14 protein-coding genes and 1 riboswitch are annotated in these 14,302 nt (G+C 70.8%); of the genes, 6 read left to right on the top strand and 8 right to left on the bottom strand.

All coding sequences use genetic code 11. The features are described 5' to 3' along the window. Positions 1-200 precede the first annotated feature (200 nt). Complete coding sequence (locus tag AB0M27_RS17120) at positions 201-1,529, bottom strand: metallophosphoesterase (RefSeq protein WP_365722446.1); 1,329 nt, start codon at positions 1,527-1,529, stop codon at positions 201-203. Between the two features lie 105 nt (positions 1,530-1,634). Beyond that, complete coding sequence (locus tag AB0M27_RS17125) at positions 1,635-1,874, bottom strand: hypothetical protein (RefSeq protein WP_365722448.1); 240 nt, start codon at positions 1,872-1,874, stop codon at positions 1,635-1,637. Positions 1,875-1,965: 91 nt separating this feature from the next. Here AB0M27_RS17125 and AB0M27_RS17130 point away from each other — a divergent pair, with 91 nt between their 5' ends. Next, positions 1,966-3,177, top strand: a complete 1,212-nt coding sequence (locus AB0M27_RS17130; RefSeq protein ID WP_365722450.1) for a D-alanyl-D-alanine carboxypeptidase — start codon at positions 1,966-1,968, stop codon at positions 3,175-3,177. Here AB0M27_RS17130 and AB0M27_RS17135 read toward each other — a convergent pair. Then, complete coding sequence (locus AB0M27_RS17135; protein WP_365722452.1) at positions 3,125-4,045, bottom strand: YihY/virulence factor BrkB family protein; 921 nt, start codon at positions 4,043-4,045, stop codon at positions 3,125-3,127. The genes AB0M27_RS17130 and AB0M27_RS17135 overlap by 53 nt on opposite strands. Before the next feature lie 318 nt (positions 4,046-4,363). Between AB0M27_RS17135 and AB0M27_RS17140 the strand changes: the two genes are divergently transcribed. Next, positions 4,364-5,098, top strand: coding sequence for a decaprenylphospho-beta-D-erythro-pentofuranosid-2-ulose 2-reductase (locus tag AB0M27_RS17140; RefSeq protein WP_365722454.1), 735 nt, complete (start codon positions 4,364-4,366; stop codon positions 5,096-5,098). Between the two features lie 43 nt (positions 5,099-5,141). Here AB0M27_RS17140 and AB0M27_RS17145 read toward each other — a convergent pair whose 3' ends face one another. Both AB0M27_RS17145 and trpS read right to left on the bottom strand, forming a co-directional pair. Continuing rightward, entirely contained in the window at positions 5,142-5,723 is a 582-nt protein-coding gene (locus AB0M27_RS17145) for a 2'-5' RNA ligase family protein (protein WP_365722456.1), read from the bottom strand. A 202-nt stretch (positions 5,724-5,925) separates the two neighbouring features. Then, on the bottom strand, positions 5,926-6,936 hold the full coding sequence (trpS, locus tag AB0M27_RS17150) for a tryptophan--tRNA ligase (RefSeq protein ID WP_365722702.1): 1,011 nt from the start codon (positions 6,934-6,936) through the stop codon (positions 5,926-5,928). A gap of 199 nt (positions 6,937-7,135) precedes the next feature. Between trpS and AB0M27_RS17155 the strand changes: the two genes are divergently transcribed. The 3 genes from AB0M27_RS17155 to AB0M27_RS17165 all read left to right on the top strand — a co-directional run bounded on the left by AB0M27_RS17155 (position 7,136) and on the right by AB0M27_RS17165 (position 9,764). Then, the gene (locus AB0M27_RS17155) at positions 7,136-7,696 is read left to right on the top strand and encodes an RNA polymerase sigma factor (RefSeq protein ID WP_365722458.1); all 561 of its coding nucleotides are present in this window, start codon (positions 7,136-7,138) and stop codon (positions 7,694-7,696) included. A gap of 211 nt (positions 7,697-7,907) precedes the next feature. After that, on the top strand, positions 7,908-8,780 hold the full coding sequence (locus AB0M27_RS17160) for a hypothetical protein (RefSeq protein ID WP_365722704.1): 873 nt from the start codon (positions 7,908-7,910) through the stop codon (positions 8,778-8,780). 207 nt (positions 8,781-8,987) lie between these two features. After that, positions 8,988-9,764 carry a hypothetical protein gene (locus AB0M27_RS17165; RefSeq protein ID WP_365722460.1) on the top strand — a complete coding sequence of 259 codons (777 nt, stop codon included), beginning with the start codon at positions 8,988-8,990 and terminating at the stop codon, positions 9,762-9,764. 45 nt (positions 9,765-9,809) lie between these two features. On the opposite strand, the gene AB0M27_RS17170 is transcribed toward AB0M27_RS17165, so the two are convergent. Then, positions 9,810-11,261: a glycine hydroxymethyltransferase gene (locus AB0M27_RS17170; RefSeq protein ID WP_365722462.1), complete on the bottom strand. Its 1,452-nt coding sequence runs from the start codon at positions 11,259-11,261 to the stop codon at positions 9,810-9,812. Positions 11,262-11,293: 32 nt separating this feature from the next. Continuing rightward, positions 11,294-11,382, bottom strand: a riboswitch (ZMP/ZTP riboswitch). A 114-nt stretch (positions 11,383-11,496) separates the two neighbouring features. Between AB0M27_RS17170 and rocD the strand changes: the two genes are divergently transcribed. Further along, positions 11,497-12,702, top strand: a complete 1,206-nt coding sequence (gene rocD / locus AB0M27_RS17175; RefSeq protein ID WP_365722464.1) for an ornithine--oxo-acid transaminase — start codon at positions 11,497-11,499, stop codon at positions 12,700-12,702. Between the two features lie 11 nt (positions 12,703-12,713). Here the strand turns inward: rocD and AB0M27_RS17180 are convergent, their stop codons facing one another. Together AB0M27_RS17180 and AB0M27_RS17185 are read right to left on the bottom strand one after the other, a co-directional pair. Continuing rightward, positions 12,714-13,898, bottom strand: a complete 1,185-nt coding sequence (locus tag AB0M27_RS17180) for a glutathionylspermidine synthase family protein (RefSeq protein WP_365722466.1) — start codon at positions 13,896-13,898, stop codon at positions 12,714-12,716. 12 nt (positions 13,899-13,910) lie between these two features. Next, positions 13,911-14,258: a hypothetical protein gene (locus AB0M27_RS17185; protein ID WP_365722468.1), complete on the bottom strand. Its 348-nt coding sequence runs from the start codon at positions 14,256-14,258 to the stop codon at positions 13,911-13,913. Positions 14,259-14,302: the final 44 nt, after the last annotated feature.

Genomic DNA, 14,302 nt, shown 5'->3' on the forward strand with positions numbered 1-14,302 from the left:
ACGAATTCGCCACTCCCCTAGTGGCGCGGCTCACCTAATCACACGGGTTTCGCCTGGGGGAAGGGCTTTCTGACCATTGGGGAAAGAACTTACCGAGGCGTTGTTTCCCCCGGATTTCACAGCGTCTTCACAGGCGTGGGAGCGGTTCCGGTCAGGGGGTGGTGCGGCTCGGGCATGGGTGGTTCGGGTGTGGGTGCGGCTTACGCGCGCGTGGCGGCCAGTTCGATCACCGTCACGTCCGATGGCGCCCCCACGCGGGTGGGCGGGCCCCAGGCGCCGGCGCCCCGGGTGACGTACAGCTGGGTGTCGCCGTAGCGGTCGAGGCCTGCGACGGTCGGGTTGGCGGCGGCCGCGAGGAGGTTGCCGGGCCAGAGCTGGCCGCCGTGGGTGTGACCGGAGAGCTGGAGATCGACGCCGTACCGGACGGCCTCGTGGATCTGCACCGGCTGGTGGGCGAGCAGCACGCACGCGCGTGCCGTGTCCCGGTCGCCGAGGGCCTTGCCGAAGTCCGGGCCGTGACCCTCGCTCTCGCCCTGGAGGTCGTTCACTCCGGCCAGGTCGAAGTACGGCAGCTCGGTGCGGGCGTTCTCCAGCGGGTGCAGGCCGAGGGCTCGCACTTCGGCCACCCACTGCTCGGCGCCGGAGAAGTACTCGTGGTTGCCGGTGACGAAGTAGGCGCCGTGCCGCGCCCTGAGCCGGGCGAGGGGCGCGGCGGCCGGGCCGAGGTCCTTGACGCTGCCGTCCACCAGGTCGCCGACGACCGCGATCAGGTCGGGCTGGGTGGCGTTGACGGTGTCGACGACCTTCTGCGCGAAGTCACGGCCGAGGATCGGCCCCAGGTGGATGTCGCTGACGACCGCGACACGGAAACCGTGCGCTGCTCGGGGGAGCTTGGCCAGGGGGACGGTGACGTGTTTCACACGCGGGCCGCGGAGTACTCCGTAGGTTCCGTAGCCGACGGTCGCCGCGGCGGCGGTTGCGGCCGCGCCGGCCACGACTCTGGATACGAAGAGGCGGCGGGTGGGTTCTTCGGTGTCCGGTACCTCTCGAGTGTCCAGCGCCGCGGTGGCCGTACCAGGGGGCTCCGCCCCTTGGTACCCCGGACTTCGCTCAGCCACCACCCGACTCGGTCGGCCGAGAAGTGACCCGACGGGGTTCTCGCTCGGTCGGCTGAGGGGTGGCTCCACGGGGTTCGCGCTCGGTTGGCGCCGGCGGTGCAGGGGGCGGCGGAGCAGGGGGCGTACCGCCTCTCCCACCAGGACCGCCAGCAGCAGGTACAGGGCGAGGACCATCCACAGGAAGCCGGGCCAGGCCAGGGTGCGCTGGAGCCAGAAGGGGGCGCCGGAGCGCTCCGTGACCAGGGCCGCGACCATCAGGACCGGGCCGGCGACGAAGAGCACCGTGCCGACGCGGCGGGCCGGGCCGGGACCGCGCGTGGTGTCGCGGACCAGGCGCCGCCAGACGTACCAGTGCAGGCCCGCCACGACGGCCAGGACGGCGACGGCGACGAGCGCGAGGACGATGACCAACCCGACCGGACCCCTGTCGTGACGTACGGCTGTGACGCGGACGGCTATGACGTACGAGCGGCTGTGCGAGCGGCTGTGGCGTGCTGACCGCTAGGGTGCGGGCCGCTATGACGCGCGGCGCAGTGCGCGCAGTCCGCGCAACCCGATGACCCCGATGACCGTCCCCAATACGAAGGAAACGACCGCCAGCAGCAGGTGCACCCAGAAGTACGCGGTCGGGTGACCGTCGTCGAAGGCGAGCCCGCTGCTGTCCTTGACCAGGTTCTTGACGAAAGTGACCCAGATGACCCAGGACCACACCCCGAAGGCGAGCAGGAACCAGGAGACCGGGCGGCTGAGCTTCATGCGACCAGTATTGCCGTTCGCCGACCGGTTCCGTGTCCGGGGTGAGGTGGGTCATGGGATTTCACAGCCGACAAAAGGTACGTTCAAGACCGTGTCTGCACCGAAGAAGATCGGCGGGCGATCGCTGCTGGTCACCTCCGCCACCCTGTTGTCCCTGTCCGTCACCGCCCCCGCCGCGCTCGCCGCCCCCGGCCCGTCGGCGAGCCCGACGGCCACGCCCCCGGCCCGCATGTCGGCCGTGGGCGGCGCCCGGCTGGGGCAGCCCGGCACTCAGGTCAATCTCGCGCCGGGTGTCCCGGTCCTGCCGAAGGACCTCACCGCGCGCTCCTGGATCGTCACCGACGCCGAGTCCGGCGAGGTGCTCGCCGCGCACAACGCACACTGGCGGCTGCCCCCGGCGAGCACGCTGAAGATGCTGTTCGCGGACACCCTGCTGCCCCGCTTCCCGAAGGAGGAGAAGCACAAGGTGGTGCCGTCCGACCTCGCGGGCATGGGCATCGGCTCCAGCGTCGTCGGGATAAAGGAGGGACACACCTACTCGGTCCACGACCTGTGGCTCGGGGTCTTCCTGCGCTCGGGCAACGACGCCGTGCACGTGCTGTCCGCGATGAACGAGGGCGTCCCGCAGACCGTCAAGGACATGCAGGACCACGCCGACGAACTGCAGGCCCAGGACACGCACGTGGTCTCGCCCGACGGCTACGACGAGCCCGGCCAGCTGTCGTCGGCGTACGACCTCGCGCTGTTCGCCCGGTCCGGACTGCAGAAGAAGGACTTCCGCGAGTACTGCTCGACCGTCAGCGCCAAGTTCGAGTCGGGCGAGATCCGCAACACCAACCGGCTGCTGAGCGGTGACACCGACGTGCCCGTCTACCAGGGCATCGCGGGTGTGAAGAACGGCAACACCACCAACGCGGGTGCCACCTTCACCGGAGTCGCCGAGCGCAAGGGCCGGGTGCTGCTCGTCACGGTGATGCATCCGGAGAAGCCCGAGCACAACGAGGTCTACAAGGAGACGGCCAAGCTGTTCGACTGGGGCTTCCAGGCGGCCGGCAAGGTCAAGCCGGTGGGTGAGCTGGTGCCGCCGAAGAGTGCGCTGCCGAGCCCGGAACCCAGCGCCTCCGCGGGGAAGGCCGGATCCGGCGTGAAGCCGGTGGCCGGTGCCACCGCCGACTCCGGCTCCGGCATCGGCACCGCCGCGGCCATCGCGGGCGGCGCACTGGTGGTACTCGCGGGCGCCGCGTTCCTGATCAATCGCCGGTGGCCGCTGCCGGACCTGATGCGCCGTCGGTCGCGTCCGTGACCTCGGCGGCTTCGGCCTCCGAACTGTTCGTCGCCGTCCAGGAGGCGCAGAACAGCACGAGTTTCGCAGTGAAGTTGATCCACAGCAGCAGCGCGACCGGGACGCCGAACGCGCCGTACATGCTCTTCGCGGCGACTCCCTGGATATAGCTGCTGAGCAGCAGTTTCAGCAGTTCGAAGCCGACCGCGCCGAGCAGTGCCGCCACCACCAGGCGACGGCGCGGCGGCTCGACACCGGGCAGCAGGGTCAGGACGTAGAGCAGGACGAGGAAGGCGGCGAGCACGGCGACGACGAACGCGGCGATCCGCAGCAGCGCACTGCCCCAACCGTGCTCGGCCAGGCCGAGGTTGCGCGACACGACTCCGACGGCGGCCGAGGCGAGCGTGGACGCGGCGAGCGTGATCAGCAGGGCCCCGCCGAGGCCGAGAAGGATGCCGGCGTCCTTGGCCTTGGCCACCACCGGATTCTGCTCCTGGTCCGGCAGCTCCCACACCGCGCGCAGACAGTCCCGCGTCTGGCCGACCCATCCGATGCCGATGAACAGCAGCACGGCGCCCGCGATGACACCGACGGTGCCGGCGTTGTGGACGAGCGAGGTGAGATCCAGCCGGCTGGAGAGGACGCCGGGAAACTGCTCGGCGATCTTGTGCTCGACGGTCTTCTGCCGGGCCGGGCTGAGCGTGGCGGCGCTGACCGCCGCGACCAGGGTGAGCAGCGGGAACAGCGCCACGAAGCTGATGAACGTCATGGCGGCGGCCAGCCGCGTCCACTTCACCCGGTCCAGCCGTTCGTAGCAGTGCCACGCGTGCGTCTGCATCAGCCGCACCACGAGCGGTCCGATGCCGGGGAGTCTCTTCAGCCAGTCCATGATCCACTCCTGCCCGTGACTGCGCGCTCGTAAGACATCCCACTAATCACCCATTGTGTGGAGCGGGCGAATGTTCAGTAACTAATCCCTCATATAGGGACGATACGGTCACCGACATGCCTGGAGACACGGTTTCCGTCCTCCGCCCGCGGCCGAACCAGGAGCTGCTTCCAGTGAAAACGGCGTACGTCACGCACACCCCGCGCAACGCCCTCAGCGCGGGTACGCGTGCGTGGCGGCGCCCGGGCGGAGGGGTCGTCTCCGATCTCTCCTGCCGACCCGACCTCTAGATCTCCCTCTGGATCCACAGGAGCTGACGTGAAGGACGCCTTCGGTCTCCCCCGGTCCCTGCTCGTCCTCGGTGGCACGTCCGAGATCGCGCTGGCCACGGCGCGCCGGCTGATCGCCCGCCGCACCCGCACGGTGTGGCTGGCCGGCCGTCCCTCACCGGCCCTGGAACAGGCCGCCGAGAGCCTGCGCGCACTCGGCGCGGACGTCCGCACCGTCGCCTTCGACGCCCTCGACCCCGCGTCCCACGAGACCGTCCTCGGCAAGGTCTTCGCCGAGGACGACATCGACCTGGTGCTGCTCGCCTTCGGCATCCTCGGCGACCAGGCCCACGACGAACGGGAGCCGGTACGCGCCGTCCAGGTAGCCCAGACCAACTACACCGGAGCCGTCTCCGCCGGCCTGGTCGCCGGCCGCGCCCTGCAGACCCAGGGACACGGCTCCCTCGTGATCCTGTCCTCCGTCGCCGGCGAGCGGGCCCGCCGCACCGACTTCATCTACGGCTCCAGCAAGGCCGGCCTCGACACCTTCGCCCAGGGCCTCGGCGACGCGCTGCACGGCACGGGCGTGCACGTCATGGTCGTACGGCCCGGTTACGTCCGAGGCGAGGGACCGCTTTCGACGACCCAGGAGGCGGTGGCGACGGCGATCGAACTGGGGTTGCGCAGACGCTCGGAGGTGGTGTGGGTGCCGGGCGCGCTACGGCTGGTGATGTCGGCGCTGCGGCACACGCCGAGGGCACTGTTCCGACGGCTGCCTCTTTAGCGACCACGATGCGGCCGCGGCCGCCGGACGACAGACCTCACCGCTACGACACCGCGCTACGGCCCACCCCACGGAGCGCACCGGCCTGCGACGGCACCACGGATCCCCCGAACGTGTACTCCCGCAACTTGCGCCACACTCCGTCCGCGCCCTGCTCATAGAGCGCGAACCCCGTACAGGGCCACTGCGCGTCGAAACCGGCCAGTTCCTCGAAGGCGCGGTCCATCGCCGCCTCGTCGATGCCGTGCGCGACGGTGACATGCGGGTGGTACGGGAACTGCAACTCGCGGGCCACCGGCCCCGAGGCGTCCCGCACCCGCTGCTGCAGCAGGTTGCAGTCCTCGGCGCCCTGGACGACACGGACGTAGACCACCGGGGACAGCGGACGGAACGTGCCCGTGCCGGACAGCCGCATCGGGAACGGCCTCCCGCCCGCGGCCACCTCGGTGAGGTGCGCCTCGACCGCCGGCAGCTCGCTCTCGTCGATCTCGGTCGGCGGCAGCAGGGTGACGTGCGTGGGGATGCCGTGAGCCGCGGCGTCGCCGAAGCCCGCGCGCCGCTCCTGGAGCAGGCTGCCGAGAGGCTCCGGGACCGCGATCGACACGCCGATCGTTACGGTCCCCACGTCGTCTCCTGTCGTCGCGTCTGTCGTTTTCTCGGCCGTCCCGTTTCGTCACGTTCGGGCCGTCGGCTATCGACTGTACGGCTATGGATGTCCTGTGGGCAGGCGCAGCAGAAGTGATGTGCAGCGCTCTGCCCACTCGGACGTGTGTACGGTCGTGCGCCGCAGCGCCGGTCCGTGCTTCTCAGTGCTCCGCCGACGCGTGTCAGTGCTTCGCCGGCAGGAAACCCACCCGCTCGTAGGCCTGCGCGAGCGTCTCCGCGGCGACCGCGCGCGCCTTCTCCGCACCCTTGGCCAGGATCGAGTCGAGCGTCTCGGAGTCGTCGAGGTACTGCTGCGTGCGCTCCCGGAACGGCGTCACGAACTCGACCATGACCTCGGCGAGATCGGTCTTGAGGGCGCCGTACATCTTGCCCTCGTACTCCCGCTCCAGCTCGGCGATCGACTTGCCGGTGAGCGTGGAGTAGATGGTGAGGAGGTTCGACACGCCCGGCTTGTTCTCCGCGTCGTAGCGGATCACGGTGTCGGTGTCGGTGACGGCGCTCTTGACCTTCTTGGCGGTGGTCTTCGGCTCGTCGAGGAGGTTGATGAGGCCCTTCGGCGTGGACGCCGACTTGCTCATCTTGATCGACGGGTCCTGCAGGTCGTAGATCTTCGCCGTCTCCTTGAGGATGTACGGCGACGGGATCGTGAACGTCTGCCCGAAGCGACCGTTGAAGCGCTCGGCCAGGTCGCGGGTCAGCTCGATGTGCTGGCGCTGGTCCTCGCCGACCGGCACCTCGTTCGCCTGGTACAGCAGGATGTCGGCGACCTGGAGGATCGGGTACGTGAACAGGCCGACGGAGGCGCGGTCGGCGCCCTGCTTGGCGGACTTGTCCTTGAACTGGGTCATGCGGCTGGCCTCACCGAAGCCGGTGAGGCAGTTCATGATCCAGGCGAGCTGGGCGTGCTCGGGGACATGGCTCTGGACGAAGAGGGTGCAGCGGTCCGGGTCCAGGCCGGCGGCCAGCAGCTGCGCGGCGGCGAGCCGGGTGTTGGCCAGCAGCTCCTTCGGGTCCTGCGGGACCGTGATCGCGTGCAGGTCGACGACCATGTAGAACGCGTCGTGGGACTCCTGCAGGGCCACCCACTGACGGACGGCGCCGAGGTAGTTGCCGAGGTGGAACGAGCCGGCGGTGGGCTGGATGCCGGAGAGCACGCGCAGACTGCTCGGCATGGCGAAGCCATTCCCTTGAGGGTGGTGCTGGGCGACGGGCGGGCGGTCGTTGGCCATGTGCACCATTCTCTCAGGTCCGGGGCGCCGATCCGGAACGGGTCGCCGACAGGTCGGAAACAGGTGGGAACCGAATCGTCTCGCGCGGTGTAACAGAGATGTGAGAACGCGGGAGGGGGGCCGCATCGTCGATGAGGCCGCGGTGATCGCTCGCGTGCGCGCCGGAGAGCCGGAGGCGTACGCGGAGCTGGTGCGGGCCCACACGGGCATCGCGCTCAGGGCGGCCGCCGCGCTCGGCGCGGGGGCGGACGCGGAGGACGTGGTGCAGCAGGCCTTCGTCAAGGCGTACTGCTCGCTGGGCCGGTTCCGGGACGGCGCGTCGTTCAGGCCGTGGCTGCTGGCGATCGTGGCCAATGAGACGAGGAACACGGTGCGTACGGCGGCACGGCAGCGGACGCTCGCCGGCCGGGAGGCGGCCTTCGCCGAGGCGGAGCCGCTGATACCGGAATCGGCGGACCCGGCGGTGGCCACGCTGGAGACGGAACGCCGCGCGGCACTCCTGTCCGCCCTGGAGCAGCTGAGCGAGGAGCACCGTCTGGTCGTCACCTACCGCTATCTCCTGGAGATGGACGAGTCCGAGACCGCCCAGGCCCTGGGCTGGCCGCGAGGCACGATCAAGTCCCGCCTGAACCGCGCCCTACGCAAGCTGAGCCGTCTCCTACCCGATTTCCAGCCCCGGGGAGGGGGTGATGACCGTGAGTGAACAAGGTTCTCCTGATGAGCGGTACGAGGGGGACGGTGAGGGCCGGGAGCGAGAGGAAGGCCAGGGCCGAGAGCGGCAGGAATTCGAGCGCCGAGAGCGAGAGGTGGACGAGGGTGCCGGGGGCCGGGGCGGTGCGGGCTTCGGGGGGTCGCGTCGGCGGGGCCGGGGCGAGCGGTGCGACGGGGGCGGCAGCCGGAGCGTCGGTGCTCGGTTGCCGGAGGAGTTGCGGGCGCTGGGCCGGGCCCTGGAGGTGTCCGGGGGTGGGGCCGGTGACGAGCTGGGCGCGGAGACGATGGTCGAGCGGGTACTGGGGCAGATACTGGCCGAGCGGGTGCCGGTCCCGGTGCCCGAGCCGCCCGGTGCGGCCGACCGGCTGCGGGCGCTGCGGCGCTGGGCGCGGCTGCGCCGGCGGTCGCTGACGGCGGCCCTGTGCGGTCTGCTGGCCGTGCTCGCGCTCACCCCACCGGTGCGGGCGACGGTCGTCGACTGGTTCGACTTCGGCGGGGTCGAGGTGCGTTACGACCCCTCGGCGGTGCCGTCGCCGGGTGCGCGGGTGCCGGGCTGCGGGCCTTCGCTGTCCCTTGCGCAGGCGGCGGACCGGGCCGGGTTCGAGCCGCTCGTGCCGGCCGCGCTGGGGGTGCCGGACGCGGTCACGGCGTCCGGGGAGCAGCGGGAGCGTGCGGTGCTCGGGCTGTGCTGGCGGAAGCGCGGGCGCACGGTCCGGCTGGACGAGTTCCGGGCGGAGCTGGATCCCACGTTCGTGAAGACGGTGCGTGAGCAGCCGCAGTGGGTGCCGCTGGGCGAACAGCCGTCGGCGGACGGACAGGTCGAGTACGCCCTGTGGTTCGCGCGCCCGCACCGGCTGAGCGTGCGGCTGGTGGACGCGGCCGGACACACCTTCACCGAGCAAGGGCGGACGGCCGGGCCGACGCTGCTGTGGACCCACGGGACCGTCGCCGGCCGGGTGACACTGCGGCTGGAGGGGCTGTTGTCGAGGGCGGAGGCGGTACGGATCGCACGGTCGCCGGCCGGGACGGGCTCGAAGTCGGCCACCCCCACTGAACGCCCCTCATGCACCAGGTGATTGGCAGACATGTTCCACCTGCCTGGGCCTCTGCACCGCGTTGACCTGGGGGTTCTCCGGGAGTTGGTGGAACGCAACCGCCAATCGCTGGAAATCGTGCGCGGAGTGGGAACCCCGGCGGCCCGGGCGGTGTACCAGAAGTGACACGCGGCTCGCGGGCGGGCCGCACGGGGTTCGGACAGCCGGGGGTGGCAGATGGTTCGGGTGATGAGGGGCGGCCGCGGGGAACTGGCCGTGCTGGCCGGGATGTTGGTGGCGATGTTCGCGCTCCTGCTGTGGGGAGCACCGACGGCGATGGCAGGTGGGCCGACCAGCGTGCTGGTGGCCTCGCCGGAGAGCGGGGAGACCCACGCGCTGTATTTCACCGACAAGGAGTACGACACGTTGCAGCGTCTGCTCGGCCCGGAGAACAAGGGCACACCGGAGAAGCCGCCGGAGGCGGACGTGGACAGTGCCCGGCAGATCAATATCACCTGGCTCGTGCACGACATAGCGCCCTGGCGGGTGGACCGGGTCTTCGTCATCGACTCACGGCCACGGGACGTCTGGATCCACACGGCGGCCGACGTCCCCGATTCCCTGAACGGTTTCTGGCACCGCGCCGGCCATCCCTCGCAACTGCGCGCTCTGCTGAAGAAGTTGGGCGTGATGGGACCCCGCACCACCGACACCGGCTACGCGGGCCTGTTCCCGGCGCCGTGGCAGTCGGTCATGCCGGGCGCGGCAGGCAGCACGGCGGGCTCGGTGGTCACGGCAGGTCCGGCGGCGCAGACACCGGGCGCGGGACGGCCGGGGCACAGTGGGGTCGAGGCGGCGAGTGGGGGCGTGGGCAGTGGCTGGTGGTGGGCGGGGCCGGGTGCGGCGGCCGGGGCGGTACTGGCGCTCGTCTTGGGGCCGGGCGGTGTCCTCATACGCCGCGCGGCGGCTCGGCGCAGTGCCGGGCCGCCGCGAGAGGAGCCTCGTCAGGAGCTGATCGATCTGTGAGCCTCATCGGGTGAGCCCCCGCCGGGTGAGCCCCCGCCGGAGCGGTCAGCCGAGGTCGATCTCGGGGTAGAGCGGGAAGCCGGCCACGAGGTCGGTCGCCCGGTGGGAGATCTCGTCCGCGATCTTGGGGTCGAGGACGTGGGCCGCCTTGGAGGGGGCACCCGACTTGGTGGTGCCCGGCTCGGTGGTGGTGAGGACGCGGTCGATGAGGCCGGCGACCTCGTCCATCTCGGCGGTGCCCAGACCCCGGGTGGTCAGGGCGGGGGTGCCGATGCGGATGCCGGAGGTGTACCAGGCGCCGTTGGGGTCGGCCGGGATGGCGTTGCGGTTGGTGACGATGCCGGAATCCAGCAGGGCGGCCTCGGCCTGGCGGCCGGTGAGACCGTAGGAGGTGGCGACATCGATCAGGTTGAGGTGGTTGTCCGTGCCGCCGGTCACCAGGGTGGCGCCGCGCCGCATGAGGCCTTCGGCCAGGGCGCGGGAGTTGTCGACGATGCGCTGGGCGTAGCCCTGGAAGGCGGGCTGCCGCGCCTCGGCGAGGGCGACGGCCTTGGCGGCCATGACGTGCGGCAGCGGGCCACCGAGGACCATCGGGCAGCCGCGGTCGACCTGGTCCTTGAGGGAGTCGTCGCACAGCACCATGCCGCCGCGCGGGCCGCGCAGCGACTTGTGGGTGGTGGTGGTGACGATCTGGGCGTGCGGGACCGGGTCGAAGTCGCCGGTGAGGACCTTGCCGGCGACGAGGCCCGCGAAGTGGGCCATGTCCACCATCAGGGTCGCCCCGACCTCGTCGGCGATCTCGCGCATGATCCGGAAGTTCACCAGCCGCGGGTAGGCAGAGTAGCCGGCGACGATGATCAGCGGCTTGAACTCGCGGGCCTGGGCGCGCAGGGCCTCGTAGTCGATGAGGCCGGTGGCCGGGTCGGTGCCGTAGGAGCGCTGGTCGAACATCTTGCCGGAGATGTTCGGGCGGAAGCCGTGGGTGAGGTGGCCGCCGGCGTCCAGGGACATGCCGAGCATGCGCTGGTTGCCGAAGGCCTGGCGCAGCTCGGCCCAGTCGGCCTCGGAGAGGTCGTTGACCTGGCGGGCGCCGGTCTTCTCCAGGAAGGGGGCTTCGACCCGGTCGGCGAGGACGGCCCAGAAGGCGACGAGGTTGGCGTCGATGCCGGAGTGCGGCTGGACGTAGGCGTGGCGGGCGCCGAAGAGCTCGCGGGCGTGCTCGGCGGCCAGGGCCTCCACGGTGTCGACGTTGCGGCAGCCGGCGTAGAAGCGACGGCCGACGGTGCCCTCGGCGTACTTGTCGCTGAACCAGTTGCCCATCGCCAGCAGGGTGGCCGGGGAGGCGTAGTTCTCGGAGGCGATCAGCTTGAGCATCTCGCGCTGGTCGGCGACCTCCTGGCCGATCGCGTCGGCGACACGCGGTTCGACGGCGCGGATGACATCGAGGGCGGCTCGGAAGGCGGTGGACTCGGTGGAGAGGGGCTGCTGCTCTGGCATGAGGACCTCCGGACGGTGTGCGTACAGCGTTCACGTTCGGCCCAGGCGCACGGCACTTTCCCGTTGGGGCCGCTCCCCGATGGTCCGTCCCATCCCAAGCGCGCCAGTCACGGCCCGCTGATCAGCCTACCGGGCGAGCCGGACGGCGCAGGTCCCGCGTCCACCATGCGAGCGACGATAGGAAGGAGGTCACCGTCGTGTTCCCGAAGTGTTCTCGTCGGATCCGGGAGAGGCCATGACCACTGCAGAAGACCTCATCAGCGCCGCCGAGGCGCACTGTGCCCCCACCTACCGTCCGCTGCCGGTCGTCGTGGCCACGGCGGAGGGGGCGTGGATGACGGATGTGGAAGGGCGGCGGTATCTGGATCTGCTGGCCGGTTACTCGGCGCTGAACTTCGGGCACGGCAACCGGCGGCTGATCGAGGCGGCGAAGGCTCAGCTGGAGCGGGTGACGCTGACGTCCCGCGCCTTTCTGCACGACCGGTTCGCGGCGTTCTGCACGGAGCTGGCCGAGCTGTGCGGGATGGAGATGGTGCTGCCCGTGAACACCGGCGCGGAGGCGGTGGAGAGCGCGGTGAAGACGGCCCGGAAGTGGGGGTACCGGGTGAAGGGGGTGCCCGGGGAGATGGCGAAGATCGTGGTCGCGGGCGGCAACTTCCACGGGCGTACGACGACGATCATCAGCTTCTCCACCGACCCGGAGGCCCGGGCGGACTTCGGGCCCTACACGCCTGGCTTCGAGATCGTGCCGTACGGCGATCTGACGGCGATGCGTCAGGCGCTGACGGAGAACACCGTGGCGGTGCTGCTGGAGCCGATCCAGGGCGAGAACGGGGTGATCGTGCCGCCCGCCGGCTATCTCCCCGCTGTCCGGGAGCTGACCCGCGAGCGGAACGTGCTCTTCGTCGCCGACGAGGTCCAGTCGGGTCTCGGCCGCACCGGGCGGACCTTCGCGTGCGAGCACGAGGGGGTGGTCCCGGACATGTATGTGCTGGGCAAGGCGCTGGGCGGCGGGATCGTGCCGGTGTCGGCGGTGGTGTCGAGCGCGGAGGTGCTCGGGGTGTTCCGGCCGAACGAGCACGGCTCGACGTTCGGCGGGAATCCGCTGGCCTGCGCGGTGGCGCTGGAGGTGATCGCGATGCTGCGCACGGGCGAGTTCCAGGCCCGGGCGGCCGAGCTGGGCGAGCGGATGCACCGGGCACTTGGGGCGTTGCCGGACACGGGCGCGGTGACGGCGGTGCGCGGGCGTGGGCTGTGGGCGGGCGTGGACATCGCGCGGAAGGCCGGCACGGCGAGGGAGGTCTCGGAGCGGCTGATGGACCGCGGGGTGCTGGTGAAGGACACCCACAGCGCCACCGTACGGATCGCTCCGCCGTTGGTGATCAGCGAGGAGGACCTGGACTGGGGGCTGGAGCAGTTCCGGGCGGTGCTGAGCGGCTGAGAGGAGGCGCGCTAGAGGATCACATGGGGCAGGAAGCGGGCGTACTCGTCGGTGATCAGACCGGAGGACTCACGGATGCCGAGGCCGGCCGGCTCGTTCTGGACGACCCAGGCGCCGAGGACGACATGGTTGCCGTCGAAGGCAGGCAGCGGGGCGAGCTGCTGGTAGCAGCAGGGCTCGTCGCGGAGTACGGCCGGGGCCCCCGGCTGGTGCACGGTGACGCCCTCGCCCTCGCGGCCGAGCAGGGGTTTGGCGACGTAGCCGGGTGCGGAGGCCAGCTCATGGGGGCCGTCGAGGTAGGCGGGAAGGAGGTTGGGGTGGCCGGGGTACAGCTCCCAGAGGATCGCCAGCAGGGCCTTGTTGCTGAGCAGCATCTTCCAGGCGGGTTCGATCCACAGGGTGCTGCCGGTGCCCCCGCCGTTGTCGAGGGTGTCCAGGACGTGCCCGCCGAAGGCGTCGGTGGTGAGCCACTCCCAGGGGTAGAGCTTGAAGATGCTGCGGATGAAACGGAGTTGGTTGTCGACGAAGCGGCCGGAGAGGGTGTCCCAGCCGATCTCCTCCATGGACAGCCAGTCGGTGTCGAGGCCGGCCTGCTCGGCGGTCTCCTTCAGATAGGCGACCGTCATCAGGTCCTCCCCGAGCTCGTCGGCCGAGGAGTGCGCGAAGTGCAGCGGGCTGCCGGGAGGCAGGAGTGCGGCCTGGGTCCGCCAGGCCTCGACGAGGCGTTCGTGCAGGGAGTTCCACTGGTCGGCGCCGGGGAAGCGGTCCTCCATCCAGAACCACTGGGGCGAGGCGGCCTCCACCAGTGAGGTCGGGGTGTCGGCGTTGTACTCCAGCAGCTTGGCCGGGCCGGTGCCGTCGTAGCGGAGGTCGAACCGGCCGTAGACGGAGGGGAGTTCGATGCGGCGACGCCAGGCCTCGGTGACGGCGGCGGCGACGCCGGGGTCGGTGATGCCGAGGCCGGCGAGCCGGTCCTTCGCCACGATGTGCTCGGCGGCCGCGAGGCACATGTGGTGCAGTTCCTCGACGGTCTCCTCCAGCGCCTCGATCTCGTCCAGGGTGAAGACGTAGTAGGCGCTCTCGTCCCAGTAGGGGCGCAGGGAGCCGTCGGCGTGGCGGGTGAGGGGGTAGACGAGCCCCTGCTCCTCGACGGTCTGCTGCCAGCCGGGGCGGGGGATGGTGGTACGGCGTTCCATGGTCGGTGCCGGTCAGCCGCCGGAGCTGTGGTGGCCGCCGCCGAAGCCGCCACGGTGGACTCCGGTTCCGCCGGAGGAGCCGCCGGAGCTCTTGTGGGGCTTGGTGAAGGAGCCGCCGCTCACCCAGGAGCCCTTCTTCTTGCCGCCGTAGTACCAGCCGCCGTTCACCGAGGTCTTGAGGGAGGAGGTCTTGCAGTTCTTGCCGGAGACGACCTTGTAGCCCTTGGCGTAGTTGTAGCTGTCGCGGTCGACGCAGCGCTTGTCCGGGTCGGAGGAGCAGGCGGTGAGGGCGGCGGCCAGCAGGCCCATGCCGCCGAGGACGACCGTGCCGGAGCGCAACCGTCGCCGGGTGTCAGCCATGTTGGTGTATCCCCCGTGTCCGTGAGTGTGCCCACAAACGTGTC

Origin of the sequence: Streptomyces sp. NPDC052107, assembly GCF_040680215.1 — a bacterium.
GTDB lineage: Bacteria > Actinomycetota > Actinomycetes > Streptomycetales > Streptomycetaceae > Streptomyces.

Excerpts from the sequence above, each read along its gene's own strand:
- AB0M27_RS17180 (WP_365722466.1), bottom strand. The coding sequence starts at position 13,898 with ATGGAACGCCGTACCACCATCCCCCGCCCCGGCTGGCAGCAGACCGTC.
- rocD (WP_365722464.1), top strand. The coding sequence starts at position 11,497 with ATGACCACTGCAGAAGACCTCATCAGCGCCGCCGAGGCGCACTGTGCC.
- AB0M27_RS17185 (WP_365722468.1), bottom strand. The coding sequence starts at position 14,258 with ATGGCTGACACCCGGCGACGGTTGCGCTCCGGCACGGTCGTCCTCGGC.
- AB0M27_RS17170 (WP_365722462.1), bottom strand. The coding sequence starts at position 11,261 with ATGCCAGAGCAGCAGCCCCTCTCCACCGAGTCCACCGCCTTCCGAGCC.
- trpS (WP_365722702.1), bottom strand. The coding sequence starts at position 6,936 with ATGCCGAGCAGTCTGCGCGTGCTCTCCGGCATCCAGCCCACCGCCGGC.
- AB0M27_RS17165 (WP_365722460.1), top strand. The coding sequence starts at position 8,988 with ATGAGGGGCGGCCGCGGGGAACTGGCCGTGCTGGCCGGGATGTTGGTG.
- AB0M27_RS17135 (WP_365722452.1), bottom strand. The coding sequence starts at position 4,045 with ATGGACTGGCTGAAGAGACTCCCCGGCATCGGACCGCTCGTGGTGCGG.
- AB0M27_RS17125 (WP_365722448.1), bottom strand. The coding sequence starts at position 1,874 with ATGAAGCTCAGCCGCCCGGTCTCCTGGTTCCTGCTCGCCTTCGGGGTG.